Raw genomic sequence first — 26387 nt, forward strand, 5'->3', positions numbered from 1 at the left:
CATGACGCAATTCAACGCCACGCCTGCCCTGCACACCGGCACCCCGGTGGTCACCTCGCTGGAAGTCGTGCCCGTCGCCGGCCAGGACAGCATGCTGCTCAACCTCAGCGGCGCCCACGGTCCCTACTTCACCCGCAACGTGCTGATCCTCAAGGACAACGCCGGTCGCACCGGCGTCGGCGAGGTGCCCGGCGGCGAGACCATCCGCCAGACGCTGGAAGACGCCCGCCAGTTCCTGATCGGCCAGCCACTGGGCCAGTACCAGCGCATCCTCGGCCAGGTCCGCCAGGCCTTCGCCGGGCGTGATGCCAGCGGTCGTGGCCTGCAGACCTTCGACCTGCGCGTCACCATCCATGCGGTGACCGCCATCGAAGCCGCCCTGCTCGACCTGCTCGGTCAGCACCTGGAGGTTCCGGTAGCCGCCCTGCTCGGCGAAGGCCAGCAGCGCGATGCCGTGGAGATGCTTGGCTACCTGTTCTATGTCGGCGACCGCAACAAGACCACGCTGGACTACCGCAGCGAAGCCGACAGCGACGACGCCTGGTTCCGCGTGCGCAACGAAGAGGCCCTGAGCCCGGAGACCGTGGTGCGCCTGGCCGAGGCCGCCTATGACCGCTACGGCTTCAAGGACTTCAAGCTCAAGGGTGGCGTGCTCAGTGGCGATGCCGAGATCGAGGCGGTCACCGCCCTGGCCGAGCGCTTCCCGGAGGCGCGCGTGACCCTGGACCCCAATGGCGCCTGGTCGCTCAAGGAAGCCATCCGCCTGTGCCGCGACCAGCACCAGGTGCTGGCCTACGCCGAGGACCCCTGTGGCGCCGAGAACGGCTATTCCGGACGCGAGGTGATGGCCGAATTCCGCCGCGCCACCGGCCTGCCTACCGCCACCAACATGATCGCCACCGACTGGCGCCAGATGGGTCACGCCATCCAGCTGCAATCGGTGGACATCCCCCTGGCCGATCCGCACTTCTGGACCATGCAGGGCTCGGTGCGGGTGGCGCAGATGTGCAACGACTGGGGCCTGACCTGGGGTTCGCACTCCAACAACCACTTCGACATCTCCCTGGCCATGTTCACCCATGTCGCCGCCGCGGCGCCGGGCAAGATCACCGCCATTGATACCCACTGGATCTGGCAGGATGGTCAACGCCTCACCCGCCAGCCGCTGGAGATCAAGGGCGGCCTGGTCGCGGTGCCGCAGCAGGGTGGCCTTGGCGTGGAGCTGGATCTGGACGCCCTCGCCCGCGCCCACGAGCTGTACAAGACCAAGGGCCTGGGCGCGCGGGACGACGCCATGGCCATGCAATTCCTCTCGCCCAACTGGACCTTCGATAACAAGAAGCCCTGCCTGGTGCGCTGAGACGCCCCAGCCCGCCAGCAGCGCCCGCTCCGGAATCTCCGGGGCGGGCGCTGCTTCCGTTTCAGCGTCCGACACATCGGATTACACCTACCGATAGCCTGCTAAGCGATCGTTAAGCTCACCGGATCGACACTAACCCCAAGGTATCTCGCAGCCCCGCCCGATACCCCGCGGTTCCAGTCACTTTCGTATCCGGGAGAAGCACATGAACCTCAATCGTCGTATCGCCAAGAGCCTTCTCGTCCTGACCATCGCCTCGGTGTTTTCCACCGCCGCCCTGGCCGACACCCGACCCGATGTCGCCACCCAGCAGGTCGCCACCCTGCCGGCGATATCCCAGCAGGGCCAATCGGCCTTCAGGGACGTGATCGCCGCGCGCCAGGATCTCTTCGAAGGTCACGTCGATCAGGCCAAGCAGCAGCTGGGTGCCGCCGAGAGCGCCCTGCAAACGGCCCAGACCGACAAGACCGCCTATCTCAAGTCGGCCAAAGACCTGCGGGGTCAGGACGGCAAACTCATGCAGGTCTCCGCGCAGGACGCCAAGGCCACGTCCTGGCTGCCGATCTGGAGCGGTATGGCGCTGCGTGACGACTATGTCGCCACCCCGGCCAAGAATCAGGCCGTGGCCCAGGCCAACGAGAAGATCCAGCAGGGTGACACCCAGGGCGCTGGCGCGATCCTCAAGGTGGCCGGCGTCGACGTCGACTACTCCACCGCAGTGCTGCCGGCCCAGGAAACCCTGGACCTGGTGCACAGGGCCAACCAGGAGCTGGGCCACGAGCAATACTGGCAGGCGAACCTCACGCTCAAGCAGGTGCAGAACAGCCTGAGATTCGACAACGCCAATGTCGACGTGACCCCCAGCAGCTGGTTCTCCAGGACCACCACGGTCTTCACCCCGGTCGACAAGACCTGAGCCGGGCGCAGACCCCTGAGGCCAATGGAATCGTTAACTTCAGCGTAACGATTCCGTCCTCAGGTTGATTGAACGCCCGGCAGTCGAGGTCTAGGGTGACTCCACGACAGGTGATTCGTGGAGATTCCAATGACAACGACATCCTCCCCACCGGCTCGGATCGCCAGGCGCCGCAGCGACAAGCAGCAGCGCCTGGACCGGGTGGCCACGCTGGCCGATGGCAAGGTGTTGCCCACCGCCTCCATCGTCGCGGCCCTGGAACAGCTGCTGGCCCCCGGCGACCGTGTGGTGCTGGAAGGCAACAACCAGAAGCAGGCCGACTTCCTCTCCCGCAGCCTTGCCCAGGTCGATCCGGCCCGGCTGCACGACCTGCACATGATCATGCCCAGCGTCGGTCGCGCCGAGCACCTGGACCTGTTCGAGCGCGGCATCGCCCGCAAGCTGGACTTCTCCTTTGCCGGCACCCAGAGCCTGAGGATCAGCCAGCTGCTGGAGGACGGGCTGCTCGAAGTCGGCGCCATCCACACCTACATCGAACTCTATGCCCGGCTGCTAGTGGACCTGATTCCCAAGGTGGTACTCAGCGCCGGCTTCATGGCCGATCGCGCCGGCAATATCTACACCGGTCCCAGTACCGAGGACAGCCCGGCGCTGATCGAGCCGGCGGCCTTCAGCGACGGCATCGTCATCGTCCAGGTCAACCAGCTGGTGGACGACGTGTCCGAACTGCCGCGAGTCGACATCCCCGCGGACTGGGTGGATTTCGTGGTGGTGGCCGACCGGCCCTTCTATATCGAGCCGCTGTTCACCCGCGATCCGCGCCACATCAAGCCGGTGCACGTGCTGATGGCGATGATGGCGATCCGCGGCATCTATGAACGCCACCAGGTGCAGTCGCTCAACCATGGCATCGGCTTCAACACCGCGGCCATCGAGCTGATCCTGCCCACCTACGGCGAGCGCCTGGGCCTCAAGGGCAAGATCTGCCGGCACTGGACGCTCAATCCCCACCCCACGCTGATCCCGGCCATCGAGAGCGGCTGGGTGGAAAGCGTGCACTGCTTCGGCACCGAACTGGGCATGGAGGGCTATATCGCCCAGCGCCCGGACGTCTTCTTCACCGGTCGCGATGGCTCGCTCCGCTCCAACCGGCTGCTCTGCCAGCTGGCCGGTCAGTACGCCGTGGACCTGTTCATCGGCGCCACCCTGCAGGTGGATGGCGACGGCCATTCCTCCACCGTGACGCGGGGGCGCCTGGCCGGCTTCGGTGGCGCGCCGAACATGGGCCATGATCCGCACGGTCGGCGTCACCCCACCCCGGCCTGGCTGGACATGCGGCAGCAGACCGGCGACGGCGCACCGGCCCTGCTCGAACGCGGCAGGAAGCTGGTGGTGCAGATGGTCGAGACCTTCCAGGAAGGCGGCAAGCCCACCTTCGTCGACACCCTGGACGCCGTGGAGGTGGCGCGCAAGAGCGGCATGCCGCTGGCGCCCATCATGGTCTATGGCGACGACGTCACCCACCTGCTCACCGAGGAAGGCATCGCCTATCTCTACCGCGCCCGCTCCCTGGAAGAGCGCCGGGCGATGATCGCCGCCGTGGCCGGGGTCACCGCCATCGGCCTGCGCAGCGATCCGGCCGAGGCCCGCCGCCTGCGCCAGGAAGGCCTGGTGGCCCTGCCCGAGGACCTCGGCATCCGCCGCACCGATGCCAGTCGCGAGCTGCTCGCCGCCAAGAGCATCGGCGAGCTGGTGGAATGGTCCGGCGGCCTCTATCAACCCCCGGCCAAGTTCAGGAGCTGGTGATGCGCGCCCTCGCCCGCCGTACCTCATCGCCCGCCGAGCGCCTGGCCGAGTGGGCCGTATCCGCCCTGGTGGACGAAGCCGAACTCTCGCCCAAGCCGGCCCTGGTGGATCGCCGCGGCCAGGGCGCCCACAGTGATCTCAGCCTTGGCCTAATGCTGACCTCGGCCCAGGCCCTGCAGCCCTGCTTCCAGGCCATGGCCGAAGCCGCAGAGCGAGGGCTGCCCGCCGCCGAACTGCGCCGCCTGATCGGCCAACTGGGGCGTGACGGCGAAGCCGCCATGCTGCAGGTCACCCACGGGGTCAACACTCACCGCGGCGCCATCTGGGCGCTGGGGCTGCTGGTGACGGCGACCGTGCATGAACGTCCGACTTCCGCCCAGGCGCTGTGCCTGGCGGCCGGGCGCCTGGCCAGCCTGCCCGATCCGGACGTGCCCCAGGCAGCGCCCAGCCATGGCCAGCGCGTCGCCCAGCGCTATGGCGTCGGCGGCGCCCGGGCCGAGGCCGCCGCGGGCTTTCCTGCCATCCACCAGCGCGGTCTGCCGCAGTTGCGCGCCAGCCGCCAGGCCGGTGCGGGCGAACAGAACGCTCGCCTGGATGCGCTCCTGGCCATCATGACCGCGCTGGACGATACCTGCGTGCTGCACCGGGGCGGCCCGGCGGCCCTCACCACCATGCAGCAGGGCGCCCGCGCCGTGCTGCAGGCCGGGGGCAGCGCCAGTCTCGCCGGGCGGCGCCAGCTGCTGACCCTGGATCGCCAGTTGCTGGCCGCCAACGCCTCTCCCGGCGGCGCCGCCGATCTCTTGGCCGCTACCCTTCTCGTCGATCGCCTGGAGCCATGGCTCCCTGGAGACCTCTGATGGAACACTTCACCTGCCGCTATCCGGCCAGCCAGCGCCGCCAGGGCCGTGCCCTGGTGGGCTGCGTCGGCTCGGGGGACCTGGAAGTCCTCCTCGAACCCGCCAACGCCGACTTCACCCTCAAGGTGACCACCTCGGTCAACGGCAGCGAACCGCGCTGGCGTGCCCTCTTCGACCGGCTGTTCGCCACCCGTGAGGACCTGCCGGCCCTGACCCTCGACATCCATGACTTCGGCGCCACCCCGGGCGTGGTGCGCCTGCGCCTGGAGCAGGGTCTGGAAACCCTCGACCTGGAGGACAGCACCCATGGCTGAAGCCACCCTTCCCGATGTCCAGGAGCTGCTGCACAGCCGCAGCTTCGTCGAACTCGGCGCCCGCGAGCGGGCCCGTGTGGTACTCGATGCCGGCAGCTTTCGCGAGCTGGTCGGTCCCTTCGAACGGCTGATGTCGCCGTGGCTGCCCAAGCAGGGCATCGTCTGCCAGGCCGATGACGGCGTGGTGGTGGCCAAGGGGCTGATCGACGGCCAGCCCGCGGTGGTCTGCGCCATCGAGGGCGCCTTCCAGGGTGGCAGCATGGGCGAAGTGGGCGGCGCCAAGATCGCCGGTGCCCTGGAGCTGGCGCTGGAAGACAATCTCGCCGGCACCCCGACCCGCGCCGTGCTGCTGCTGGAAACCGGCGGCGTGCGCCTGCAGGAAGCCAATCTGGGGCTGGCCGCCATCGCCGAGATCCAGGCGGGCATCGTCGCCTTGCGCGCGCACCAGCCGGTCATTGGCGTCATCGCTGGCAGCGTCGGCTGCTTTGGGGGCATGTCCATCGCCGCGGGTCTGTGCAGTCAGCTGATCGTCACCCGCGAGGCCCGCCTGGGACTCAATGGGCCCCAGGTGATCGAACAGGAAGCCGGCATCGAGGAATACGATTCCCGCGACCGCCCCTTCATCTGGAGTCTGACCGGCGGCGAACAGCGGGTCGCCACGGGCCTGGCCGATGTCTTCGTCGCCGACGACAGCGCCGCCGTGACTGCCGCCATCCGCCAGAGCTTTACCCAGGGCGCTGCCGACGCCTACCGCAGCCAGCAAGCCGAACACTACCTGACGCGCCTCGAGGATCTCGACACCCGTCCCCAGGCGGACGCCGCCGCGGTCCGCCACCTCTATGCCGGAGACCAGCCATGAGCACCCAGCCTTCGCAACGCGGCCTGACCTGGTTCCAGGCCCTGGCCGGCCAGGGTGAGGCCGTCGCCGGCCTGCCCGCCTCCCTGCGCGTCGCCGACCTCGAACTGGCCGGACGCCCCGCGCGCTGGCTGGCGGTGGTAGCGGATGCCGAGAATCCCTTTCCCCGGGCCCGCCAGGGCGAGGTCGGTCTGCTGGAGGGTTGGGGCCTGGCCCGGGCCATCCAGCAGTCCATTGCCGAGGATCGTGACGCCGCGGTGAAACGCACCCTGATCGCCCTGGTGGACGTGCCCAGCCAGGCCTACGGTCGCCGCGAGGAAGCCTATGGCATCCACCAGGCCCTGGCCGGGGCCGCCGGGGCCTACGCCGAGGCGCGCCTGGCCGGCCACCCGGTACTGGGCCTGCTGGTGGGCAAGGCCATGTCCGGCGGCTTTCTCGCCCATGGCTACCAGGCCAATCGCCTGCTGGCCCTGCGCGATCCCCAGGTGCAGGTGCATGCCATGGGCAAGGCCTCGGCCGCGCGGGTCACCCTGCGCAGTGTCGAGGAGCTGGAACGCCTGGCGGCGGACATCCCCCCCATGGCCTACGACCTGGACAGCTATGCCTCCCTGGGCCTGCTCTGGCGCCAGCTGGAGGTGGCCCAGCCCGACCAGCCCTCGACTGCAGATCTGCAGCAGGTACGCCAGGCCCTGGTCGAGGCCCAGGCCGATGTGCTCGCCAGCGGTACCACCGATCTCAAACTCCGGCTGGACGGCGCCAACCGCGCGGCCTCTCGCGCAGTACGTGAACGCCTGCGGGCGGGATGGAGCGCGTGATGAGCGGGCGGATGGTGGGATCGTTGGGCTTCGCTGCGCTCAACCCAACCTGCGAGGCTCAGGTAGGTTGGGTTGAGCGCAGCGAAGCCCAACACCGGCCCCACGACCTCCTCTGGGGCCTCACCCCGGACGCCCTGCCCGCGCGCGCCCCCAGTTGGGCCCACCAGGTCGCCCAAACCGGCCTGCCCGTCGTCGTCCGCCGCGCGACACCTGAGCCCGGCCGCATCCCGGTCGGCCTGCGCGGCACCACCCGCGCCGAGCGGCTGGCGGCCTGGCTGGCGCCTGCTGTCGTGCTGCAGCGGCGGTCTCCCGAGGCGCTGCGGATCACGAACGGCTGCCGCGATCTGCCCGTCTTCGACACCCTTGGCCGCTTACAAACCCGGCTGGATGACCTGGGCCTGCCCTGGGGCCCCACCGGCGCCGCGGGCTACGAACTGGCCTCTGGCTGGCCAGCCCTGCATGCGAGGAGCGATCTGGATCTGCTGATCCGTTGCGCAGCCCCGCTGCCACGCGAGCAGGCGCGGGCCCTGCTGGCGTCCCTGCAAACACAGGCGCTCTGTCGCCTGGACATCCTGCTGGAGACCCCGCTCGGCGGCGTGGCCCTGGCGGATTGGGCGGCGAACGCGCCCAGGGTGCTGCTCAAGACCGCTGCCGGTCCCCAGCTGGTAGGCGATCCCTGGCCAGAGGCACGCGCCGCATGAGTACCCTCTTCCAGTTTCCCGGCCAGGGTGCCCAGCGTTCCGGCATGCTGCATGCCCTGCCCGACGACGCCGAGGTCCGGCGGACGTTGGCGGAAGCCGCCGCGGTGCTGGACCTCGATCCCTTGAACCTGGACTCCGTCCAGGCCCTGGAACATACCCGCGCCGTGCAGCTCTGCCTGCTGATCGCCGGCGTCGCCACGGCGCGCCTGCTGCTGAGCCGCGGACCGGCGCCACAGCTGGTGGCGGGTTTGTCCATCGGAGCCTATGCCGCCGCGGTGGTGGCCGAGGCCCTGGACTTCGCCGATGCGCTGCGCCTGGTGGCCCGTCGCGCCGAATTGATGCAGGCGGCCTACCCGTCCGGCTACGGCATGCTGGCGATCCTGGGCCTGGGGCGTGGCGCGGTGGAGAGCCTGGTCGCTGACCACCATCGCCCTGCCGCGCCGCTGTACCTGGCCAATGCCAATGCCGAGCAGCAATACGTGGTCGCGGGCAGCGATGCCGGCCTGGCCGCGCTGGCCGAAGCCGCGCGCGCCCAGGGTGCCGCAGCGGCCAAGCGCCTGGCCATGAGCGTGCCGTCCCACTGCCCGCTCCTCGCCGAAGCAGCCCAGACTCTGAATAAGGCCTTTGCCGAGGTCGAGCTACGCGCGCCCCGGCTGGCCTATCTGAGCGGTACCTCGGCAAGACGGCTGGTGCGTGCCGAGCAGTTGCGCGACGACCTGGCCTTCAACATGGCGCGGACCATCGAATGGCACGCCACCCTGGAAGCCGCCCGCGAGCGCGGCGTGCGCCTGGCCATCGAGCTGGCGCCGGGCAGCGTGCTCAGCCAACTGGCCAGGCGCGTACTGCCCGCCAGCGGCGTACTGGCCTGGCAGGATACCCACCCCGAAACCCTGGACGCGCTGCGGCGCGAGGAGGCGGCGCGACCGGACTGAACATTCCCCATACGGCGGCTGCCCTCACCCCCGCCCTCTCCCCGCGGGAGAGGGGGTAAAAGCGCGAGCAGCGGCCAGGCTTCACCCCACCCCCAAGCACAACCGAGGACAACAACAATGATCATCTACGGTGTCGCTTTACTTTCCCTCTGCACCCTGGCCGGCATCTTCGCCGGCGAAGTCCTGGGCCGGCTCATCGGCGTGCCCGCCAACGTCGGCGGTGTCGGCATCGCCATGTTGCTGCTGATCTTCTTCAGCAGCTGGATCAGCAATCGCGGCACCGGCCTCAAGCCCAAGACCGAACAGGGCGTGGAGTTCTGGAGTGCCATCTACATCCCCATCGTGGTCGCCATGGCGGCGCAGCAGAACGTGGTGGGAGCCCTGCACAGCGGCCCCATGGCCATCCTCGCCGGCCTGACGGCAGTGGGTATCGCCTTCGCCCTGGTGCCGGTGCTCGATCGCCTGGGTCGCAAGAAGCCTGCCACAGCCACCCCCGCTTCCCTTAGCCAGACCGCCCGGTGACCGCCATGCTGATCGAAGCCCTGAGCAAGACCACCCAGTCCTACGGTTTGATCGCCTCCTTCGCCGTGATCGGCGTCATCATGTGGGTTTCCTACTGGCTCTCCGACAAACTCACCCGCGGTCGCCTGCACGGCTCGGCCATCGCCATCTTTCTCGGCCTGCTGCTCGCCTATGTCGGCGGGGTCGTCAGCGGTGGCCAGAAGGGCCTGGTCGACCTGCCGCTGCTGGGCGGCCTGGGCCTGCTCGGCGGCGCCATGCTGCGCGACTTCGCCATCGCCGCGACGGCCTTTGGCGTCAACATGCGCGAGCTGCGCGAAGCGGGCATCGCCGGAGTCATCGCCCTGCTGATGGGGGTGTTCTCTTCCTTCATCGCTGGCGTCGCCATCGCCCTGGCCTTTGGCTACACCGACGCCGTGAGCCTCACCACCATCGGCGCGGGCGCGGTGACCTACATCGTCGGTCCGGTCACCGGCGCGGCCATCGGCGCCAGCTCCGACGTCATGGCGCTGTCCATCGCCGCCGGCCTGGTGAAGTCCATCGTGGTGATGATCGCCACGCCCTTCCTGGCGCCCTACATCGGCCTGAATAATCCGCGCACGGCGGTGATCTTTGGCGGCCTGATGGGCACCTCCAGCGGCGTGGCCGGAGGCCTCGCCGCCACCGATCCGCGCCTGGTGCCCTATGGTTGCCTGACGGCGGCCTTCTACACGGCCCTGGGATGTCTGCTCGGCCCTTCGCTGCTGTTCCTGGCGACCCGCGCCGTCGTCGGCGGTTGAGACGCGGAGTCAGCCGCGCGCGTACATCCGGCATTCGGCGACGAAGGCCAGCAGATTGGGATCGCGCTCGCGGCTGCGCAGGAACACCGCGCCGATGCGCTGCTGCAGCCGGTAGCGCGGCGCCAGGGGCAGCAGCTTGAGGCGACTCTGGTAGACCGCCTCGACCCGCCCGGGCAACAGCGCGTAGCCCACCCCGGAGCTGACCATGCTCATCAGCGAGAAGATGTCGTTGACCTGCATGATCACCTCCGGCTCGAACCCGGCCTGGGCGAACACCTGGCGGCCGTCGCGAAAGGTGGCGAAGCCCTGGGTCAGGGTCACGAAGGGCACCCCCGCGAGGTCGCGCAGGTCCACCTCGGCCTGGTCGGCGAAGGGCGAGTCGCTGGGCGCGGCGAGAAAGATGTCGTCACTGAACAGCTCGACGCTCTCGCAGTCAGCATCCACCACGGCGTCGTCCAGGGCCACCAGCATGGCGTCCAGCTTGAAGTCGTGCAGCTGCACGGCGAGGTCGGCGTTGGAGCCCAGCACCAGGTCAATGTTGAGTTCGCTGCGCCTGAGCTTGAGGCCCATGATCAGCTGGGGCACGGTCTTGACCGTCAGCGAATAGAGCGCGCCCAGGCGGAAGCGATCGGCCGAAAAGCCGGCCGCCTGCCGCGTGAGGCGTACCGTCTCGGCCAGGTCCTGCATCAGTCGTTCGGCCCGTGCCTCCAGCACGAAGGCGCCATCCAGCGGCGTCAGGGTGCGCCCCTCGTGCTTGAACAGCGGACAGCGCAGGGCGTTCTCCAGCGAATGGATGGCGCGGTGCACGCTGACATGGCTGGTACCCAGCTCGGCGGCGGCCCGCGCCAGGTTCCGGCTGCGCATGAAGGCCAGGAAGATCTCCAGCTTGCGCAGGGTGAGTTCATCGGTATCGGACATGGCAGCCAGCAGGCGATGGAAGACAGCTGCCCACCTTGCCCGGATGGGCGGGCGGCGTCGAGTCTTCGAATCGCCCTGGCGGCGCCTGGCTCCCTCGGTGCAATCCCGAGGGTAACCAGGCGCCTCCTCCCGGCCCTACAACCAACCCTTGATCTGCTGGCAGACCGCCGTGGTGGAGATGCCGTAGCGGTCGTGCAGGGTCGGCAGCGCCCCGGCGTCGAGGAAGGCGTCGGGCAATGCGATCTGGCGGAAGGTGGGCGTCACGCCGTTGCGCAGCAGGGTGGTCGCCACCGCCTCCCCCAGGCCACCGATCAGCGAATGGTTCTCCGCCGCCACCACCAGCCGCCCCGGCTTGCGGGCTTCCGCCAGGATCGTCGCCTCGTCCAGCGGCTTGATGGTCGGCACGTGCAGCACCGAGACGTCCACGCCATCCGCGGCCAGGGCCTCGGCGGCCTCCAGGGCGCGCATGGTCATCAGGCCGGTGGACACCACCAGCACGTCGCGACCGGGGCGCACCACCTGGGCCTTGCCGAGCTGGAACCGGTAGTCGTAGCGGTCCAGCACCAGGGGCACGTTGCCGCGCAGGAGGCGCATGTAGACCGGCCCCTGGTGGGCGGCGATGGCCGGCACCGCCTGCTCGATCTCCAGGGCGTCGCAGGGGTCGATGACCATGAGGTTGGGCATGGCGCGAAAGATCGCCAGGTCGTCGGTGGCCTGGTGGCTGGGGCCGTAGCCGGTGGTCAGCCCCGGCAGCCCGCAGACGATCTTGACGTTGAGATTCTCCTCGGCGATGGCCATGCAGATGAAGTCGTAGGCGCGGCGCGAGGCGAATACCGCATAGGTGGTGGCGAAGGGCACGCAGCCTTCGCGGGCCAGGCCGGCGGCGGCGCTCATCAGCAGCTGCTCGGCCATGCCCATCTGGTAGAAGCGCTCGGGATGGGCCTTGGCGAAGATGTGCAGGTCGGTGTACTTGGCCAGGTCGGCGGTGAGGCCGACGATGTCCTGGCGCTGCTCGGCCAGGGCCGCCAGGGCGTGACCGAACGGAGCCGGTCGCGTCGGCTGGCCCTCGGCGGCGATGCTGGCGATCATCGCCGAGGTGGTCAGGCGTGGCTTGGTGGCGGTGCTGGTAGTCATCAGAAGTCCCTCCCGGCATCCAGGGCGTCGAGGGCCAGGGCCCATTCGTGCGCCTCGACGCGGATGAAGTGAGTCTTGTCGCGGGTTTCCAGGAAGGGCACGCCCTTGCCCATGCGGGTATCGCAGAGAATGATCCGGGGCTGTCGGCCGGGGTGCTGGCGGGCGCGATCGAAGGCGGCAACCAGTGCCGCGCGGTCGTTGCCGTCGACGCGCTGGACGAACCAGCCGAAGGCCTGCCAGCGCTCGGCCAGGGGTTCGAAGGCCAGGATCTCGCGGCAATGGCCGTCGGCCTGCTGGTTGTTCACGTCCACCAGGGCGATGAGATTGTCCAACTGCCAGTGGGAGGCCGACATGGCCGCTTCCCAGGTGGCGCCCTCGTTGAGTTCGCCATCGGACAGCAGGTTGTAGACGAAGGCGCCGGACTGCTTGCGCTTGAGACCAAGGCAGGCGCCCACGGCGATGCCCAGGCCCTGGCCGAGGGAACCGCCGGTGATCTCCATGCCCGGGGTGTAGGCGGCCATGCCCGACATGGGCAGGCGGCTGTCGTCGCAGCCATAGGTTTCCAGCTCTTCCTGCGGCACGACGCCGGCCTCGATCAGCGCGGCGTAGAGGGCTATCGCGTAGTGGCCGATGGACAGGTAGAAGCGGTCGCGCCCTTCCCACTCGGGGTCCTGTGGCTGGTAGCTCAGGGCGTGGAAGTAGGCGACGGCCAGGACGTCGGCGACGCCCAGGGCCTGGCCGACATAACCCTGGCCCTGGATCTGGCCCATGCGCAGGGCATGGCGGCGGATGTTGTGGGCGCGCTCGGCCAGCGAGAGCGGTGCGAGCTGTGGCGAAGAAGCGGTCATGATCTGTACCTCGATTAGCGATTGACCAGGGCGGCAGGAATGCGCAGGACCAGCGTGGCGCCTATCACCAGCACCCCGGTGATGAGGAACATGCCGATGGCGCTGGAGCCGGTGCTGGTGGTGATCCAGCCGATCAGGTAGGGCGAGCAGAAGCCGGCCAGGTTGGCGAAGCTATTCACCGCGGCGATGCCGGCGGCGGCGGTGACCCCGCCCAGCAGCGTGGTGGGCAGCATCCAGAACAGCGAGGACGCCGAAAGGACGCCGGCCGCAGCCAGGCACAGGCTGAGGATCGACAGGGTGACGTTGTGGCCGAAGACCGCGGCGAGGCTGAGGCCGCAGGCGCCCAGCAGCATGGGAATCACCAGGTGCCAGCGGCGCTCGCGGTGCCGGTCGCCGCTGCGCCCGGCCAGCAGCATGGCGACGATGGCGCACATGTAGGGCAGGCTGGTGAGCAGGCCGATGTGCAGTGGATCGGCGACCCCCGAATTGCGCACCAGGGTCGGCAGCCAGAAGGTGATGGCGTACTGGCCCATGACCACGCAGAAGTAGATGGCGGCCAGCAGCCACAGCCGGCGATCACGGATGAAGTCGCGCACGCTGGCGTGCTCGGTCTTGTGCTGGTTGTCCTCGGCCAGTTCCTTCTGGATCAGCGCCTTTTCCTCGTCGTCCAGCCAGGTCGCCTGGTGCACGCCGTCCTTGAGATAGCCGAGCACCAACACCCCCACCAGCACCGTGGGGATGGCTTCGATGACGAACATCCACTGCCAGCCGGCCCAGCCGTGGACGCCGGCGAACTGATTCATGATCCAGCCCGACAGCGGGCCGCCGATCACGCCCGACAGGGGAATGGCGACGAACCAGAGCACCGTCATGCGGGCGCGGCGGTAGGTGGGAAACCAGTAGGTGAGATAGAGCAGCAGACCGGGCGCCAGGCCCGCCTCAGCCACGCCGAGCAGGAAGCGCAGCAGATAGAACTGCCAGGCCGTCTCGACGAAGGCGAACAGCCCCGAAAGGATGCCCCAGGTGATCATGATGCGGGCGATCCAGCGTCGCGCGCCGACCTTGTGCAGGATGATGTTGCTGGGCACCTCGCAGAGGAAATAGCCAATGAAGAACATGCCGGCGCCGAGGCCGTAGACGGCTTCGCTCAGCGCCAGGTCGTTCATCATCTGCAGTTTGGCGAAGCCGACGTTGACCCGGTCCAGATAGGCGCAGAAGTAGCACAGCATCAGGAAGGGCATCAGCCGCCAGGCGGTCTTGCGATAGGCATTGGCGCGCGCCGAGGTGGCCGCTGCCAGGGTGAGCGTAGTCATGGTCTGATCTCTTGTTGTTATGGGCGCCGCAGCCGCGGGCGCCCTTGTCGATGCAGAGCGTTGAAAACGAGGGGGCGATCAGTGGATCAGCATGCCGCCGTTGACGTCCAGGGTGACGCCGGTCAGGTAGCCGGAGAGATCGCTGGCCAGGAACAGCGCGGCATTGGCCACGTCTTTGGGCTCGCCGAGGCGACCCAGCGGGATGCCGTCGATGATCGACTGGCGGCGCTCGTCGTGCATCAGTCCGCCGGTGATGTCGGTCTGGATCAGGCCTGGGGTCAGGGCATTCACGCGGACACCGTCCGGCCCGAATTCCCGCGCCATCGCCCTGGTCAGGCCCAGCACCCCGGCCTTGGCGGCGCTGTAGTGCGGTCCGCCGAAGATGCCACCGCCACGCTGGGCGGACACCGAGGACAGGCAGACGATGCTGCCAGCGCCCTGCGCGCGCATGGCCGGGATCACCGCCTGGGACATCAGCAGGGTGCCGCGCAGGTTGACGTCGAGGATGCGGTCGTAGTCGGCGCGGCCGATCTCCAGGGTCTTCACCGGCTGGGTGATGCCGGCATTGTTGACCAGCACGTCGAGGCGACCGTACTGGGCGAGCGCCTGGTCGACCGCGGCCTTGACCTGGGCTTCGTCGGCCACGTTGGCCGCCAGGCCCAGGTGACCTTCGCCAAGGCTGGCGGCGGCATCCCGCGCGGCACTGGCATCGAGGTCGAGGATGATGACCCGCGCGCCCTGGGCGGCGAAGGCCTGGGCCGTGGCGCGACCGATGCCGCGCGCGGAGGCGGCGCCGGTGATGAGGGCGATCTTGTCTTGCAGCAGCAGGGCATTCAGGGGCATGACGCTATCCTTCTTGTTGTTGTGGAGGGCTGTCGCTGAGGGCCAGAGTGCCCCTGCCCCAGGGCCCCAGCAACGCAGCCTGCGTCAGACCGTGCTGAAAAAAATTCATGCCTGTGGCTTGGCAGATCGGCCAGGCCTGTCGACAATCAGCCTCGAACTGGCCACAGAAGCCGCGCCCCATGGATTCCGCCAAGACGCTTTCCCTGCCACCCCTGAAAGCCCTTCAAGCCTTCGAGCAGACCGCCCGCTTCGCCAACGTCGCCCGCGCCGCCGAGCAACTGGCGCTGACGCCCTCGGCGGTCAGCCATCAGCTGGCCAAGCTGGAAGCCCTGGTGGGTCGCGCCCTCTTCGTCCGCGGCGCGCGCGGCATGACCCTGACCCCGGCCGGGGAGCAATACCTGGAAGAGGTCAGCGAGGTGCTGCACCGGCTGGCCATGGCCACGGATCGCGCGGCCAGCGATGCCGGCCTGGAATGCCTGCGCCTGCACTCGGCGCCGAGCTTCGGCCTGCTCTGGCTGATGCCGCGGCTGGAGCTGTTTCGCCAGAGTCATCCCGACCTGCAGATCAATCTCTCCTGCTCCTACGAATCCCTGCATTTCAGCCGCGACAAGGTCGACATCGACATCCGCCACGGCCTGCCCAGCTGGCCGAACCTGGAGATCCGCACCCTGCAGCGCGAACGCCTGGCGGTACTGGCCGCGCCGCAGTTGCTGGAAAAACGCCCGGTCCGGTCGCCGGCGGATCTGCTGCACAGTGAGTTGATCCTGTCCGAGGCCACCCTCATGAAGTGGCCCAACTGGTTCGCCCAGCAGGGCCTGGCGCTGCCGGAACGTCCCTACACCCTGAGTTTCGATCGCTCCTACATGACCCTGGAAGCCGCCCGCCATGGCCTGGGCTTCGCCCTGGAGAGCACGGTGCTGGCGGCGGACTATCTGGCCCGCGGCGATCTGGTGCGGGTCCTGCCCCAGGACGACGACCTGCCGGTGGCCGCGCACCACCTGGTGTTTCCCCGGGCGCACTCGCGCTACGCCCGGGTGCGGCGCTTTCTCGACTGGCTGCAACAGGAACTGGGGCAGCCCTTCGACTATTAGCCTGCCTGCAGCCGCTGCCGAAGCAAGGCGACGAAGGCCTGAGCCGCCGGGGTGAGGCTGCGGCCGCTGGGGGTCAGGATGCCCAGCGGCCGGGCCAGGCTTTCGCCGCGGACCGGCAGGGCCACCACCGGGGCCTCGCCGCCCGCCGATTCCGGCAGCAGGGCGAGGCCCTGGCCGGCCGCCACCAGGGCCAGCAGGGTGCTCATGTAGTTGGCTTCCAGCGCCGCCACCAGGCGCAGGCCGGCGGCGGCGAAGGCGAAGTCCAGGCATTCGCGCACGCTGCTGTCGCGACCGGTGAGCAGCAGGGGTATGGCGTCGAGTTCGCCCAGGGTGATTTCGGCGCGGCCTGCCCAGGGATGGTCGCGAGGGACGAACAGCTGCAGGTGATCGACGTACAGCGGCTGGAACTCCAGGCCCACGGCCCGTGGCCGGACGCCGATGCCCAGATCCACCTGCCCTTCCCGGACCAGCGCCTCGACTCTACCGGCCACCACGTCCTGCAGGCGGACCTCGATGGCCGGATGGCGGGCCTGGAAGGTCTTCAGCAATTCGGGAAAGGGGCCCATGAAAAAGGACGGCAAGGCCGCCAGGGTGATCCGCCCGCGGCGCAGGCCCGCCAGGTCCCGGGCATGGGTCTGGACATCGCCCAGGTCCACCAGGATGCGCTCCAGGGGCCCACGCAGTTCTTCACCGGCGGTGGTGAGCTGAACCCTTCGCGGGGTGCGTTCGAGCAGTTGCACCTCCAGCCAGGCTTCGAGTTGCTGGATCTGCACGGTGAGCGCCGGAGGGGACAGGTGCAACTCCTCGGCCGCGCGGGCGAAGGAGCCCTGGCGGGCCACGGCGAGAAAGGCCTGCACGTGCTGGAGCAGATTCTTCATTTTGTTTTTCTGAACGCTGCTTCGAAAGATTCCAATTTACAGGAGATCCGGCGTCTTCGAATACTGGACCCACAACAACAAAACCTCCCGTGCGCCCGCCTGCCGTGCCACGGTCCAAGGAGTCCGCCATGCTCGCCCTGCTCGGTGTCGTCACCATTCTTGCGTTGCTCGTCGCGGTCATGAGCAAACGCGTCTCGCCCCTGGTCGCCCTGATCGTCATTCCCATCGCCGCGGCCCTGATCGGTGGCTTCGGCCTGGGCACCAGCGCCTTCATCATCGCCGGCATCAAGGGCGTCGCCCCGGTGATCGGCATGTTCGTCTTCGCCATCCTGTTCTTCGGCATCATGACCGACGCCGGGATGCTCGATCCCATCATCGACCGCATCCTGCGCACCGTCGGCACCCGGCCGACGCGCATCGTCTGCGGCAGCGCCCTGCTCGCCCTGCTGGTGCACCTGGACGGCTCCGGCGCGGTGACCTTCCTGGTGACCATCCCCGCCATGCTGCCGCTCTATACCCGCCTCGGGCTGGACCGGCGCATCCTGGCCTGCGTGGCCGCCATGGCCGCCGGGGTCAACTTCCTGCCGTGGACGGGCCCGGTGCTGCGCTCCTCCGCCGCCCTGCATGTGCCGGTGGCCGATCTGTTCCAGCCACTGATCCCGGTGCAGCTGGTGGGTCTGGCCTTTGTCTTCGCCAGTGCCTGGTGGCTCGGTCGCCGCGAGGAGAAGCGCCTGACCCTGGCCGGCCAGGCGCCCTGGCTGGACGCTAGCGGCGCGGGCGCTGCACCGGAGCGGGTACTCAGCGATGCCGAGCGCGCCCTGCGTCGCCCCGGGCGGTTCTGGATCAACCTGCTGCTGACGCTGGTGGTGATGGGCGTGATGATCGCGGGCTGGGTCGATCCGGTGGTGATGTTCATGCTCGGCACCGTCGCCGCGCTGTGCCTGAACTACCCCTCGGTGGACGCCCAGAAGGCGCGCATCGACGCCCATGCCAAGACCGCCCTGACCATGGCCAGCATCCTCTTCGCCGCCGGGGTCTTCACCGGCATCATGCAGGGCAGCGGCATGCTCAAGGCCATGGCCCAGGTGGCGGTGGCGGGCATCCCGGCTGGCCACGGGCAATTGATCCCGGCGGTGGTGGGCTTCCTGTCCATGCCGCTGAGCCTGCTGTTCGATCCGGATTCCTTCTACTTCGGCGTCATGCCGGTGATCGCCGAGGTCGGCCGCAACCTGGGGGTCGATCCGGTGCAGGTGGCCCAGGCCTCGCTGCTCGGGGTGCACACCACCGGTTTCCCGGTCAGCCCCCTGACCCCGGCGACCTTCCTGCTGGTGGGCCTGTGCAAGCTGGACCTGGCCGATCACCAGCGCTTCACCATCCCCTTTCTGTTCGCGGCCTCGGTGCTGATGACCCTGACCGCCCTGCTCCTGGGAGTCTTCTAGATGAGCCGTCTTCTTCGCATCGGCTGCGGCGCCGGCTACTCCGGTGATCGCATCGAACCCGCCGTGGAGCTGGCCGAGCATGGCCGCCTCGACTACCTGGTGTTCGAATGCCTGGCCGAACGCACCATCGCCCTGGCGCAACAGGCGCGGCTGGCCGATCCCGAGGCCGGTTTCGATCCGCTGCTGGAGGCACGGATGCGGCGCATCCTGCCGCTGCTGAATCAGGCGGATCGTCCGCGCCTGCGGGTGATCACCAACATGGGCGCCGCCCATCCCTCCGCCGCGGCGCGCAAGGTCGCGGCCCTGGCGCGAGAGCTGGGCGTCACCGGGCTGAAGATCGCTGCCGTGGCCGGCGACGACGTGCTGGCCCAGCTGCCCGCCGACGCCCTGCTGGACAGCGGCCAGACCCTGGCCGAACTGGGCGACCGGGTGATCTCGGCCAATGCCTACCTGGGCGTGGAAGGCATCGTCCAGGCCCTGGAAGCGGATGCCGATGTCATCATCACCGGCCGGGTAGCCGATCCCTCGTTGTTCCTCGCACCCCTGGTGCATGAATTCGGCTGGGCGGCGGATGACTGGGAACGTCGCGGGCGCGGCACCCTGGTCGGTCATCTGTTGGAATGCGCCGGTCAGGTCACCGGCGGCTACTTCGCCGATCCCGGTTACAAGGACGTCCCCGACCTCGCTCGCCTGGGCTTTCCCCTGGCCGAGGTGGACGCCGAGGGCCAGGCGACCCTGACCAAGATCGCGGGCTCCGGCGGCTGCGTGACGCCGGCGACCTGCAGCGAGCAACTGCTCTATGAGGTACACGACCCGGCGGCCTATCTGACGCCGGACGTCACCGCCGACTTTTCCGGCGTTGCCCTGCAGCAGTCCGCGCCGGACCGGGTCGCGGTCAGCGGAGCCCGAGGCAAGGCACGACCCGCGCAGCTCAAGGTCTCGGTGGGTTATCGCGACGGCTGGCATGGCGAAGGCCAGCTGTCCTACGCCGGACCAGGCGCCCTGGCCCGCGCCCGCCTGGCGGCTGAGGTGGTGCGCGAGCGTCTGCGACTCTGCGACGTACCGGTTCAGGAGCTGCGCTGCGAACTGATCGGCTGCGACGCCCTGCACGGCGCGACGCTGGCCACGCGCGCTACCGGCGAACCCTGGGAGGTCCGCTTGCGGGTGGTCGGGCGCTGCGCTACCCGCGCGGCGGCGGTGCAGATCGGCAACGAGGTGGAAACCCTCTATACCAATGGCCCGGCCGGCGGCGGTGGCGCCACCAAGGCGGTCCGCGAGGTGATCGCCGTGGCCTCGCTGCTGTGGCCGCGTGCGGCCGTCATCCCTACCCTGGAGCTGGAGACGCTGCCATGAAACTGCGCGAGATCGCCCACGTCCGTACCGGCGACAAGGGAGACACTTCGAACATGGCGGTGATCGCCTATCGCCACGAAGACTTCGACCGGCTGCGCCAGGCGCTGACCGCGGAACGGGTCGCCGCCTGGTTCGCCGACAGCCGACCCGCCGACGCCGCGCCTGTGCGCCGCTACGAGTTGCCCGCCTTGGGCGCGCTGAATTTCGTGCTGCCCGGCGCCCTGCGCGGCGGCGTCACCCGCTCGCTGGCGCTGGATGCCCACGGCAAGGGTCTTGGCGCGGCGCTGCTGGATCTGGAGTTGACGGACTAGCCGCACGGCTCAACCCGGGTGCCGACACCCGCGCCGGGCAGGCGTGTCAGCAGGATGGTGTCCTTGTCGAGGGGCACCTGGGCACCCTTGCGTCTGAGTTCGTTGATGGCATGCAGCAGGATCAGATTCACCTGCTCGACCTCGCGCATGTCGTCCGCCCTGAGCAGCCGCGACACCCGTACATTGTGATCGGCCTCGATGAGCGTGATCAGCAGGCCGTCACTGCGCCGCTCCAGCTCATGGCGCACAGGTGGATCGAGTTGGGCCAAGCGTTCATGCAACCTGTTCATCTGCAGGCTCCCGAAGGAACGTCACTCCCTTCAGGCTAGCCGCCGCGGTAGAGAACGCAAGGCGTCTGCGGTCGCTCGTGATGCCGAGGTCAATGAAGGATCCAGGGTCAGAAAGCGGATAGGTTTTGTCACGAAGCTGCCATCGGCGCCCGGCACGCTGGGTGTCTTGACCGCACCTTCGTGGCAGAGGCCAATCCATGGATACCCGCCCCGCCCTCCACCTGCGTACCCCTGCAATCTCTCCCCCGGTAGGCGTGGCGCTGGCCGCCGGGACAATCCGCTGTCGTCACGCCGAAGCGCATGGCCAACGCATCGCCCTGGCCACCCGGCATCTGATAGCGCTCGGGCATCGTCAGATCCTCCTGGTGACCGCCCGGCAACGGTCGGTCGCTGAGGCCGACGCCGAATTGCAGGCGCATTGTCAGATCATGCTGGCGGAGGGGCTACCGCTGCTGCCGCGGCTGGAGCTCGATCCGGCGGCTCCCGCGTACGGACCGGAGCTTGCCGCCAGCCTGGCCGGCATCGCCCCGACCGCCCTGCTCTGCACCCAGCCGGCCCTGGCCAGGGCGCTGCAGACCGCCCTTGCGTCCCAGGGAGAGCTGACCATTATGGGTCCCGAAACACGGGATGGGGCGCGGTACGCATCCTGGCACTAGCTCGGACGGTCACCTTTCAGAAATTCGTACCCCGTACGCCCTGCCCCGCCTGATCGGGCTGCTGCAGGTTGCCCGAAGTAGCGGTCTTGACCGGGTTCCAGTCGATCTCGGCGCGCTGCACCGCATCGGCGGTGAAGCGTTCATTGAGTTCCGGCGCCAGGCGATGGCCCCAGTAGGCCAGCTTCGCCTTGTAGCCTACGGTGATTTCCTTTTGCGGTTGCACCAGCGCCTTGACGATGGCCTGCACCGCCTTGTCCGGTGCGTCCTTGGTCGGCAGATCGGGACGGTGGCCGGTATAGGTGGCCGCATGGCCCCAGATCGGCGTATCCAGCGCCCAGGGCAGCACCGTCGACAGCTGAATGTTGGGCTGGCGTCCACGCCGCAGTTCCTGCTGGAGCACCCGGCCAAGGCTGAGCACCGCGGCCTTGGACGCCGAATAGGAGGCCTGATAGGCGTGGGGGATCTCGCCGTCGACCGACGCCACATTGACCAGCCGGCCATAGCCCTGGCGACGGAAGCGCTGCAGGGCCAGGTGAGTGCCAATAACCACGCCTTTCACATTGGTATCCAGCAGACGCAGATGATCGTCCAGCGGGATCTCCTCGAAGCGGCCCACCGCCACGACACCGGCATTGTTGATCCAGCCGTCGATGCGACCGAAGCGCTGCTCGGCCTGCTTGGCCAGGGCAGTCATCTGCGCCATGTCGGCGACATCGGTGGGCACTGTCAGGGCGGCCACGCCCAGGGCCTGGACCTCGACCGCCAGGGCTTCCAGCGCCTCGCTGCGCCGCGCTGCCAGCACCAGATTGGCACCGTGCCGGGCCAGCGCCAGAGCCACGCCACGACCGACACCACTGGAGGCGCCGGTGACGACGATGGTCCGGCCGCTCAGTTGCGGGTGATCAGGCCGCCCGGAACGCCGGGGCGAGGTGCGGTTCAACAGGGCCAGGGCGGCAGGCAGGGCAAGGAGCAGTGGCAGGGTACGCATCAGGGATCTTCCTCGGTTCTGTGTCTGAGGTGTGACCCATGGCCGACCGCACTGACGTCCCGCCTGGGACGACCGGGGCCCGGCGCGCCGACGGCAAGCGCTTCGCTTGATCGCCGGGATCGCCGCGCCAGGGCAGCCGCCGTGCCCCACGACCGTTCGGCGGAAGAGCTCAGTCTTCGGTCTGGCGATGCGGCATGACGATGCCGTGCAGCTTGAGCCGCCGATAGAGGGTGGCCCGGGAAACACCCAGGGCACGGGCGGCGGGGATGGCCTTCCAGCGGTGCCGCACCAGGGCCGCCAGGATCGACCGTCGCTCCGGGCTGTCGACCTGGGGCTCAGGTTCGGTGAGCAACGCGCGTCCGGGGCGCAGGCTGGCCGGCAGGTGATCGAGGGTGATGCGGGCACCGTCGCACAGGGCGCAGGCGTAACGCAGCGCGTTGCGCAACTCGCGCACGTTGCCCGGCCAGTCATGTGCCAGGATGGCCTCCTGCGCCTGGGGCGTCAGCGCCGGCGCAGGACGCTCGCCGCCTTCCTCTTCGAGCAGCCGTCGCGCCAGCGCCAGGCGGTCGGCACGTTCGCGCAGTGGTGGCAGCTGGAAGACGGCGCCATTGAGGCGATAGAACAGGTCTTCGCGAAACAGTCCGGCGGCGACCCGCGCCTGGAGGTCGCGGTGGGTGGCGCAGACCATCCGTACATCGACCCGCCGCGCCTGGGCGCTGCCCACCGGCAGCACTTCACCCTCGGCCAGCACCCGCAGCAGGCGCGTCTGAAGGGCCAGGGGCATGTCGCCGATCTCGTCGAGAAACAGGGTGCCGCCATCGGCCGCCACGATCAGGCCGTCGCGACCCTGGCGCTGGGCGCCGGTAAAGGCCCCCGCGGCATGACCGAACAATTCGCTCTCGATCAGGCTTTCCGGCAGCGCTGCGCAATTGAGGGCGATGAAGGGCCGCGCGCTGCGATCGCCGCCCTGGTGCAGGCCGCGGGCAAAGACCTCCTTGCCGGTGCCGGTCTCCCCGGTCACCAGGATCGGCAGGCCGTGGCGATAGAGACGCAGGGCGGTCGCGAGCGCCTGGCTGACCTGCGGCTCCTGTTCGTCTTCGGTCTCCAGGGCTTCGCGCACCAGGGGAATCACCACACCCGTGCGCGGCCGCGGCGCCCGGACCCGGGCGTGGAGCTGCGCCTCGCCCAGGCGCAGGGGTTCAGGATCGTCCTCCTTTAAACGGGCCGAGGCGTCGCGACCGAACACCTCGTCAAGGCGCTCCGGCAGGTAGCCCAGCTGATTGAGGCAGAGTTGCCGGGCCGGACGATTCAGACCGGTCAGGCGGCCATTCGAATCCCAGGCCAGCAGGAATTCCGGCTGGGTATCGAGATAACTGGCCTGGGCATGGCCGCAGAGCACCCAGTCGCCCCGGGCGCTGTGCATGAAGTAGGCATTCTCGATGCGCTGGGCGCTGTCGCGGGTGAATTGCTGGATCAGCAGCTGGCTGCGCCGGTCGTCCGGCGAGCGCGGCGCCGAGACGTCCAGCACGCCGAGCAACTCGCCGCTCGGCGCGAACACCGGCGCCGCGGTGCAGGTCAGTCCGGTGAAGGCCACGCGGAAGTGATCGGCCTTGTGCACCGTGACCGGCGCCCGGTCGGTCAGTACCGCGGCCACGCCGCAGGTACCCTCCTCCTGCTCGGACCAGCAGGTACCCAGATAGAGCCCGACGCGGCGGCATTCCTCATCGAGCCGGTCGCTGACCCGGTAATCCAGGGTATGGCCCTGGGCGTCGGCCAGCAGCACACAGTAGTCGGCCGCCTCGACCCGCGCATGCAGGGCGCCCAGTTCGCCATCGGCGACGCGCAGGAAGTCTTCCGCCGCCTGCTGGTGCTGGCGCAATTCGTAGCGCGAAAGGATGCGCGGCCCCCGCAGAGAGCCCGGGTCGAGCTGATATTGCTCGAAGGAACGGCGCCAGGAATCGAGGATGCGCCCGGGCGGACTGGCCGCGCGCAAGGGCGCGCGCAGGGCCTGGTCGATGGCGCGGGCGTGATAGCGGGCCTGGGTAGACAACATGGACGTCTCTCCCTGAATTCCGGTCATGGCATGGAAGGCCGGTCATTGTTCTGCCCTTCATTTAGCGCCCCCTGGCCCCGGCCTTCAAGTCCGCCGCGTCGTGAGACGAATCGTCTCAGCGTCTCGCCCTCCCGTCGCAGGCGTGAGACGCCCCGGCGCGCGGAGTCGCCCCTCCTACGACCAGTCGCCTCCATTCAAACCCGCGCCTTGCCTGCACTGCAGCGGATTCATCACGGTTTGGCACCGGCCTTGCTCAGGGCTCTGCGAGGCGCCTATCACAACGACAAGAGGGCCAGACCCATGAGCGCACCCTGGCATCACCGCACGGCTGCCCTGACCACCGGCCCGTGCCTCGGAGCTCAGCCATGCCCGTAACCGTCGGCATCCTGCCCAACCCGGCCTCGGGCCGTGACCTGCGCCGGCTGACCGGCAACGCCGCCCTGACCTCCAGCACCGACAAGGCCGGGGTGGTGATGCGCCTGCTGGCGGCCTTTGGCGCCACCGGCGTAGAGCGGGTGCTGCTGCCGCCGGACATGACCGGCATCGCGGCCGCCGTGCTCAAGGCCAGCGGCAGTCGCCAGGCCCGCGAGCAGCGCTGGCCGGAGCTTAGGTTTCTCAACCTGCCGCTGACCCAGACCGTGGACGACACCCGGCGCGCCGCGCGGCTGTTGCTGGCCCAGGGCGCGGCGGTGATCGCCGTGCTCGGCGGCGACGGCACCCACAAGGCGGTGGCCGCCGAGGTGGGCGACCTGCCGCTGCTGACCCTGTCCACCGGCACCAACAATGCCTTTCCCGAATTGCGCGAGGCCACCAGCGCCGGCCTGGCCGGTGGCCTGGTGGCGAGCGGCCGCATCGACCCGGCCCTGGCGCTGCGGCGCAACAAGCGGCTGCGGGTGGAAGTGCCGGAACGCGACATCCGCGACTGGGCGCTGGTGGACGTGGCGGTCTGTCGCCAGACCTATCTCGGTGCCCGCGCGGTGACCCGGGTGGAGGATCTCGCGGAAGTCTTCACCACTTTCGCCGAGCCCTGGGCCATCGGCCTGTCGGCCCTCTGCGGTCTCTGGCACCCCGTCGCGCGCAGCGCTCCCCATGGCGGCTGGGTGCGACTGGAGCCGGAAGCCCCGGCGCAACTGACCGTTCCCCTCGCCCCCGGCGTGCTGGCCCAGGCCGGCATCGCCGCCAGTGGCCTGCTGCTGCCCGGCGAACCCCGGATGCTGTCGCTGGCCACCGGCACCCTGGCGCTGGACGGCGAGCGGGAAATCGAATTCGGCCCCGAGGAGCGTCCGCAGGTGACGCTGGACCTCGACGGCCCCCTGAGCATCGACGTGGAGCGGGTACTGGAGCTGGCGGCGCAGCAGCGCCTGCTGGTCCGCCGCCTGCCCGCGTCGGCCCTCGGCAATCCTGGAGAACAATAAGATGAGCGAGACCGTAAGCGTCGAAAACCTGAGCCATGCCTACCGGGTGATGCGCACCATCCGCGTCTTCGAAGAGCGGCTGCACGTGGAATTCGCCACCGGCGAGATTCCCGGCTTCGTCCACCTCTATGCCGGCGAGGAGGCCTCGGCCGCCGGTGTCATGGCCCACCTGGGCCACGAGGACAGCATCGCCTCCACCCACCGCGGCCACGGCCATTGCATCGCCAAGGGCGTGGACGTCTACGGCATGATGGCCGAGATCTACGGCAAGAAGACCGGGGTCTGCCAGGGCAAGGGTGGCTCCATGCACATCGCCGACCTGGAAAAGGGCATGCTCGGTGCCAACGGCATCGTCGGGGCCGGCGCCCCGCTGGCCGCCGGCGCCGCCCTGGCCGCCAAGCTCAAGGGCAGCGACGCCGTTGCCGTGGCCTTCTTCGGTGACGGCGGCTCCAACGAGGGTGCGGTGTTCGAGGCCATGAATCTGGCCTCGGTGTGGAATCTGCCGTGCATCTTCGTCGCCGAGAACAACGGCTACGCCGAGGCCACCGCCTCGAACTGGTCGGTGGCCTGCGACCACATCGCCGATCGCGCAGCCGGCTTCGGCATGCCCGGGGTGACGGTGGACGGCTTCGACTTCTTCGCCGTCCATGAAGCCGCCGCGGCCGCCGTGGCCCGCGCCCGGGCCGGCGAAGGCCCCTCGCTGATCGAGGTGAAGTTCACCCGCTACTTCGGCCACTTCGAGGGCGACGCCCAGACCTATCGCGATCCCAACGAGGTCAAGCAGGCCCGGGAGCAGCGCGACTGCCTGATGCAATTCCGCGAGCGGGTGACGCGCTCCGGCCAACTCCAGCCCGCCCTGCTCGACAGCATCGACCAGGAGGTGGAACAGCTCATCGAAGACGCCGTGCGCAAGGCCAAGGCCGATCCCAAGCCCGGCCCGGAAGACCTGCTCACCGACGTCTACGTCACCTACGCCTGATCGGAAAACAACAAGGAGCGCCA

27 protein-coding genes are annotated in these 26387 nt (G+C 69.0%); 18 read left to right on the top strand and 9 right to left on the bottom strand.

Annotation, left to right across the window (positions count from 1 at the left end; translation table 11 throughout):
* Position 1 precedes the first annotated feature (1 nt).
* From gudD to madM, 11 genes are all read left to right on the top strand, one after another.
* Positions 2-1360 (top strand): glucarate dehydratase, encoded by a 1359-nt coding sequence (gene gudD / locus OMP44_RS10070; RefSeq protein WP_187979425.1) that lies wholly within the window; start codon positions 2-4, stop codon positions 1358-1360.
* A 205-nt stretch (positions 1361-1565) separates the two neighbouring features.
* Positions 1566-2276 (top strand): YfdX family protein, encoded by a 711-nt coding sequence (locus OMP44_RS10075; RefSeq protein WP_280307611.1) that lies wholly within the window; start codon positions 1566-1568, stop codon positions 2274-2276.
* 129 nt (positions 2277-2405) lie between these two features.
* Entirely contained in the window at positions 2406-4082 is a 1677-nt protein-coding gene (gene mdcA, locus OMP44_RS10080; protein ID WP_158896446.1) for a malonate decarboxylase subunit alpha, read from the top strand.
* Positions 4082-4939, top strand: coding sequence for a triphosphoribosyl-dephospho-CoA synthase (locus OMP44_RS10085; protein ID WP_187979427.1), 858 nt, complete (start codon positions 4082-4084; stop codon positions 4937-4939). The genes mdcA and OMP44_RS10085 overlap by 1 nt, the downstream gene beginning before the upstream one ends.
* The gene (locus OMP44_RS10090; protein WP_133860715.1) at positions 4939-5253 is read left to right on the top strand and encodes a malonate decarboxylase subunit delta; all 315 of its coding nucleotides are present in this window, start codon (positions 4939-4941) and stop codon (positions 5251-5253) included. The genes OMP44_RS10085 and OMP44_RS10090 overlap by 1 nt, the downstream gene beginning before the upstream one ends.
* Positions 5246-6112, top strand: a complete 867-nt coding sequence (locus OMP44_RS10095) for a biotin-independent malonate decarboxylase subunit beta (protein ID WP_280307613.1) — start codon at positions 5246-5248, stop codon at positions 6110-6112. Before OMP44_RS10090 ends, OMP44_RS10095 begins: the two co-directional genes overlap by 8 nt.
* Positions 6109-6924: a biotin-independent malonate decarboxylase subunit gamma gene (gene mdcE / locus OMP44_RS10100; RefSeq protein WP_280307615.1), complete on the top strand. Its 816-nt coding sequence runs from the start codon at positions 6109-6111 to the stop codon at positions 6922-6924. Before OMP44_RS10095 ends, mdcE begins: the two co-directional genes overlap by 4 nt.
* A 14-nt stretch (positions 6925-6938) precedes the next feature.
* Positions 6939-7625, top strand: a complete 687-nt coding sequence (locus tag OMP44_RS10105; RefSeq protein WP_431312632.1) for a malonate decarboxylase holo-ACP synthase — start codon at positions 6939-6941, stop codon at positions 7623-7625.
* A complete protein-coding gene (mdcH, locus tag OMP44_RS10110; protein WP_280307618.1) occupies positions 7622-8557 on the top strand; it encodes a malonate decarboxylase subunit epsilon in 936 nt (311 codons plus the stop codon). The genes OMP44_RS10105 and mdcH overlap by 4 nt, the downstream gene beginning before the upstream one ends.
* A gap of 117 nt (positions 8558-8674) precedes the next feature.
* On the top strand, positions 8675-9079 hold the full coding sequence (gene madL, locus OMP44_RS10115; protein WP_187979432.1) for a malonate transporter subunit MadL: 405 nt from the start codon (positions 8675-8677) through the stop codon (positions 9077-9079).
* An 8-nt stretch (positions 9080-9087) separates the two neighbouring features.
* Positions 9088-9855, top strand: coding sequence for a malonate transporter subunit MadM (gene madM / locus OMP44_RS10120; RefSeq protein WP_187981361.1), 768 nt, complete (start codon positions 9088-9090; stop codon positions 9853-9855).
* A 9-nt stretch (positions 9856-9864) separates the two neighbouring features.
* Here madM and OMP44_RS10125 read toward each other — a convergent pair whose 3' ends face one another.
* The 5 genes from OMP44_RS10125 to OMP44_RS10145 form a co-directional block, all read right to left on the bottom strand.
* Entirely contained in the window at positions 9865-10773 is a 909-nt protein-coding gene (locus tag OMP44_RS10125) for a LysR family transcriptional regulator (RefSeq protein ID WP_158891024.1), read from the bottom strand.
* Positions 10774-10908: 135 nt separating this feature from the next.
* Entirely contained in the window at positions 10909-11907 is a 999-nt protein-coding gene (locus OMP44_RS10130) for a transketolase family protein (RefSeq protein ID WP_133860726.1), read from the bottom strand.
* Complete coding sequence (locus tag OMP44_RS10135; RefSeq protein WP_280307619.1) at positions 11907-12755, bottom strand: transketolase; 849 nt, start codon at positions 12753-12755, stop codon at positions 11907-11909. Before OMP44_RS10135 ends, OMP44_RS10130 begins: the two co-directional genes overlap by 1 nt.
* Positions 12756-12769: 14 nt before the next feature.
* Positions 12770-14068 (bottom strand): MFS transporter, encoded by a 1299-nt coding sequence (locus OMP44_RS10140; RefSeq protein ID WP_280307620.1) that lies wholly within the window; start codon positions 14066-14068, stop codon positions 12770-12772.
* A 78-nt stretch (positions 14069-14146) separates the two neighbouring features.
* The gene (locus OMP44_RS10145; RefSeq protein ID WP_187981362.1) at positions 14147-14896 is read right to left on the bottom strand and encodes an SDR family NAD(P)-dependent oxidoreductase; all 750 of its coding nucleotides are present in this window, start codon (positions 14894-14896) and stop codon (positions 14147-14149) included.
* Positions 14897-15090: 194 nt separating this feature from the next.
* On the opposite strand from OMP44_RS10145, the gene OMP44_RS10150 reads away from it, so the two are divergent.
* The gene (locus OMP44_RS10150; protein WP_273862061.1) at positions 15091-16002 is read left to right on the top strand and encodes a LysR substrate-binding domain-containing protein; all 912 of its coding nucleotides are present in this window, start codon (positions 15091-15093) and stop codon (positions 16000-16002) included.
* Here OMP44_RS10150 and OMP44_RS10155 read toward each other — a convergent pair.
* A complete protein-coding gene (locus OMP44_RS10155) occupies positions 15999-16880 on the bottom strand; it encodes a LysR family transcriptional regulator (protein WP_187979435.1) in 882 nt (293 codons plus the stop codon). The genes OMP44_RS10150 and OMP44_RS10155 overlap by 4 nt on opposite strands.
* Before the next feature lie 128 nt (positions 16881-17008).
* On the opposite strand from OMP44_RS10155, the gene OMP44_RS10160 reads away from it, so the two are divergent.
* Genes OMP44_RS10160 through OMP44_RS10170 form a run of 3 tightly spaced genes read left to right on the top strand, consistent with a single transcriptional unit; the run spans position 17009 to position 19983 of the window.
* Entirely contained in the window at positions 17009-18319 is a 1311-nt protein-coding gene (locus OMP44_RS10160) for a CitMHS family transporter (protein WP_187979436.1), read from the top strand.
* Positions 18320-19672 (top strand): acyclic terpene utilization AtuA family protein, encoded by a 1353-nt coding sequence (locus OMP44_RS10165; protein ID WP_187979437.1) that lies wholly within the window; start codon positions 18320-18322, stop codon positions 19670-19672.
* Complete coding sequence (locus OMP44_RS10170) at positions 19669-19983, top strand: AtuA-related protein (RefSeq protein WP_187979438.1); 315 nt, start codon at positions 19669-19671, stop codon at positions 19981-19983. Before OMP44_RS10165 ends, OMP44_RS10170 begins: the two co-directional genes overlap by 4 nt.
* On the opposite strand, the gene OMP44_RS10175 is transcribed toward OMP44_RS10170, so the two are convergent.
* On the bottom strand, positions 19980-20273 hold the full coding sequence (locus OMP44_RS10175; RefSeq protein WP_280307621.1) for a hypothetical protein: 294 nt from the start codon (positions 20271-20273) through the stop codon (positions 19980-19982). The genes OMP44_RS10170 and OMP44_RS10175 overlap by 4 nt on opposite strands.
* Before the next feature lie 197 nt (positions 20274-20470).
* Between OMP44_RS10175 and OMP44_RS10180 the strand changes: the two genes are divergently transcribed.
* Positions 20471-20929 carry a type 1 periplasmic-binding domain-containing protein gene (locus tag OMP44_RS10180; RefSeq protein WP_280307622.1) on the top strand — a complete coding sequence of 153 codons (459 nt, stop codon included), beginning with the start codon at positions 20471-20473 and terminating at the stop codon, positions 20927-20929.
* A gap of 16 nt (positions 20930-20945) precedes the next feature.
* Here the strand turns inward: OMP44_RS10180 and OMP44_RS10185 are convergent, their stop codons facing one another.
* Both OMP44_RS10185 and OMP44_RS10190 read right to left on the bottom strand, forming a co-directional pair.
* Entirely contained in the window at positions 20946-21917 is a 972-nt protein-coding gene (locus OMP44_RS10185; RefSeq protein WP_280307623.1) for an SDR family NAD(P)-dependent oxidoreductase, read from the bottom strand.
* Positions 21918-22086: 169 nt separating this feature from the next.
* Complete coding sequence (locus OMP44_RS10190) at positions 22087-23970, bottom strand: sigma-54-dependent Fis family transcriptional regulator (RefSeq protein WP_280307624.1); 1884 nt, start codon at positions 23968-23970, stop codon at positions 22087-22089.
* Between the two features lie 365 nt (positions 23971-24335).
* Between OMP44_RS10190 and OMP44_RS10195 the strand changes: the two genes are divergently transcribed.
* Complete coding sequence (locus tag OMP44_RS10195) at positions 24336-25385, top strand: ATP-NAD kinase family protein (protein ID WP_273862069.1); 1050 nt, start codon at positions 24336-24338, stop codon at positions 25383-25385.
* Between the two features lies 1 nt (position 25386).
* Complete coding sequence (locus OMP44_RS10200; protein ID WP_133860739.1) at positions 25387-26364, top strand: thiamine pyrophosphate-dependent dehydrogenase E1 component subunit alpha; 978 nt, start codon at positions 25387-25389, stop codon at positions 26362-26364.
* Positions 26365-26387: the final 23 nt, after the last annotated feature.

Source organism: Pseudomonas flavocrustae, assembly GCF_029872515.1.
In the GTDB taxonomy this organism is placed as follows: domain Bacteria; phylum Pseudomonadota; class Gammaproteobacteria; order Pseudomonadales; family Pseudomonadaceae; genus Chryseomonas; species Chryseomonas aestiva.

Bases quoted from the DNA above. Each gene is read 5' to 3' on its own strand.
- OMP44_RS10190 (WP_280307624.1), bottom strand. From the start codon at position 23,970: ATGTTGTCTACCCAGGCCCGCTATCACGCCCGCGCCATCGACCAGGCC.
- OMP44_RS10085 (WP_187979427.1), top strand. From the start codon at position 4,082: ATGCGCGCCCTCGCCCGCCGTACCTCATCGCCCGCCGAGCGCCTGGCC.
- OMP44_RS10195 (WP_273862069.1), top strand. From the start codon at position 24,336: ATGCCCGTAACCGTCGGCATCCTGCCCAACCCGGCCTCGGGCCGTGAC.
- OMP44_RS10125 (WP_158891024.1), bottom strand. From the start codon at position 10,773: ATGTCCGATACCGATGAACTCACCCTGCGCAAGCTGGAGATCTTCCTG.
- OMP44_RS10200 (WP_133860739.1), top strand. From the start codon at position 25,387: ATGAGCGAGACCGTAAGCGTCGAAAACCTGAGCCATGCCTACCGGGTG.
- OMP44_RS10170 (WP_187979438.1), top strand. From the start codon at position 19,669: ATGAAACTGCGCGAGATCGCCCACGTCCGTACCGGCGACAAGGGAGAC.
- mdcE (WP_280307615.1), top strand. From the start codon at position 6,109: ATGAGCACCCAGCCTTCGCAACGCGGCCTGACCTGGTTCCAGGCCCTG.
- OMP44_RS10180 (WP_280307622.1), top strand. From the start codon at position 20,471: ATGGATACCCGCCCCGCCCTCCACCTGCGTACCCCTGCAATCTCTCCC.
- OMP44_RS10165 (WP_187979437.1), top strand. From the start codon at position 18,320: ATGAGCCGTCTTCTTCGCATCGGCTGCGGCGCCGGCTACTCCGGTGAT.
- mdcA (WP_158896446.1), top strand. From the start codon at position 2,406: ATGACAACGACATCCTCCCCACCGGCTCGGATCGCCAGGCGCCGCAGC.
- gudD (WP_187979425.1), top strand. From the start codon at position 2: ATGACGCAATTCAACGCCACGCCTGCCCTGCACACCGGCACCCCGGTG.
- OMP44_RS10185 (WP_280307623.1), bottom strand. From the start codon at position 21,917: ATGCGTACCCTGCCACTGCTCCTTGCCCTGCCTGCCGCCCTGGCCCTG.
- OMP44_RS10075 (WP_280307611.1), top strand. From the start codon at position 1,566: ATGAACCTCAATCGTCGTATCGCCAAGAGCCTTCTCGTCCTGACCATC.
- OMP44_RS10155 (WP_187979435.1), bottom strand. From the start codon at position 16,880: ATGAAGAATCTGCTCCAGCACGTGCAGGCCTTTCTCGCCGTGGCCCGC.
- OMP44_RS10095 (WP_280307613.1), top strand. From the start codon at position 5,246: ATGGCTGAAGCCACCCTTCCCGATGTCCAGGAGCTGCTGCACAGCCGC.
- OMP44_RS10090 (WP_133860715.1), top strand. From the start codon at position 4,939: ATGGAACACTTCACCTGCCGCTATCCGGCCAGCCAGCGCCGCCAGGGC.
- mdcH (WP_280307618.1), top strand. From the start codon at position 7,622: ATGAGTACCCTCTTCCAGTTTCCCGGCCAGGGTGCCCAGCGTTCCGGC.
- OMP44_RS10160 (WP_187979436.1), top strand. From the start codon at position 17,009: ATGCTCGCCCTGCTCGGTGTCGTCACCATTCTTGCGTTGCTCGTCGCG.
- OMP44_RS10150 (WP_273862061.1), top strand. From the start codon at position 15,091: ATGGATTCCGCCAAGACGCTTTCCCTGCCACCCCTGAAAGCCCTTCAA.
- OMP44_RS10175 (WP_280307621.1), bottom strand. From the start codon at position 20,273: ATGAACAGGTTGCATGAACGCTTGGCCCAACTCGATCCACCTGTGCGC.
- OMP44_RS10130 (WP_133860726.1), bottom strand. From the start codon at position 11,907: ATGACTACCAGCACCGCCACCAAGCCACGCCTGACCACCTCGGCGATG.
- OMP44_RS10140 (WP_280307620.1), bottom strand. From the start codon at position 14,068: ATGACTACGCTCACCCTGGCAGCGGCCACCTCGGCGCGCGCCAATGCC.
- madL (WP_187979432.1), top strand. From the start codon at position 8,675: ATGATCATCTACGGTGTCGCTTTACTTTCCCTCTGCACCCTGGCCGGC.
- OMP44_RS10135 (WP_280307619.1), bottom strand. From the start codon at position 12,755: ATGACCGCTTCTTCGCCACAGCTCGCACCGCTCTCGCTGGCCGAGCGC.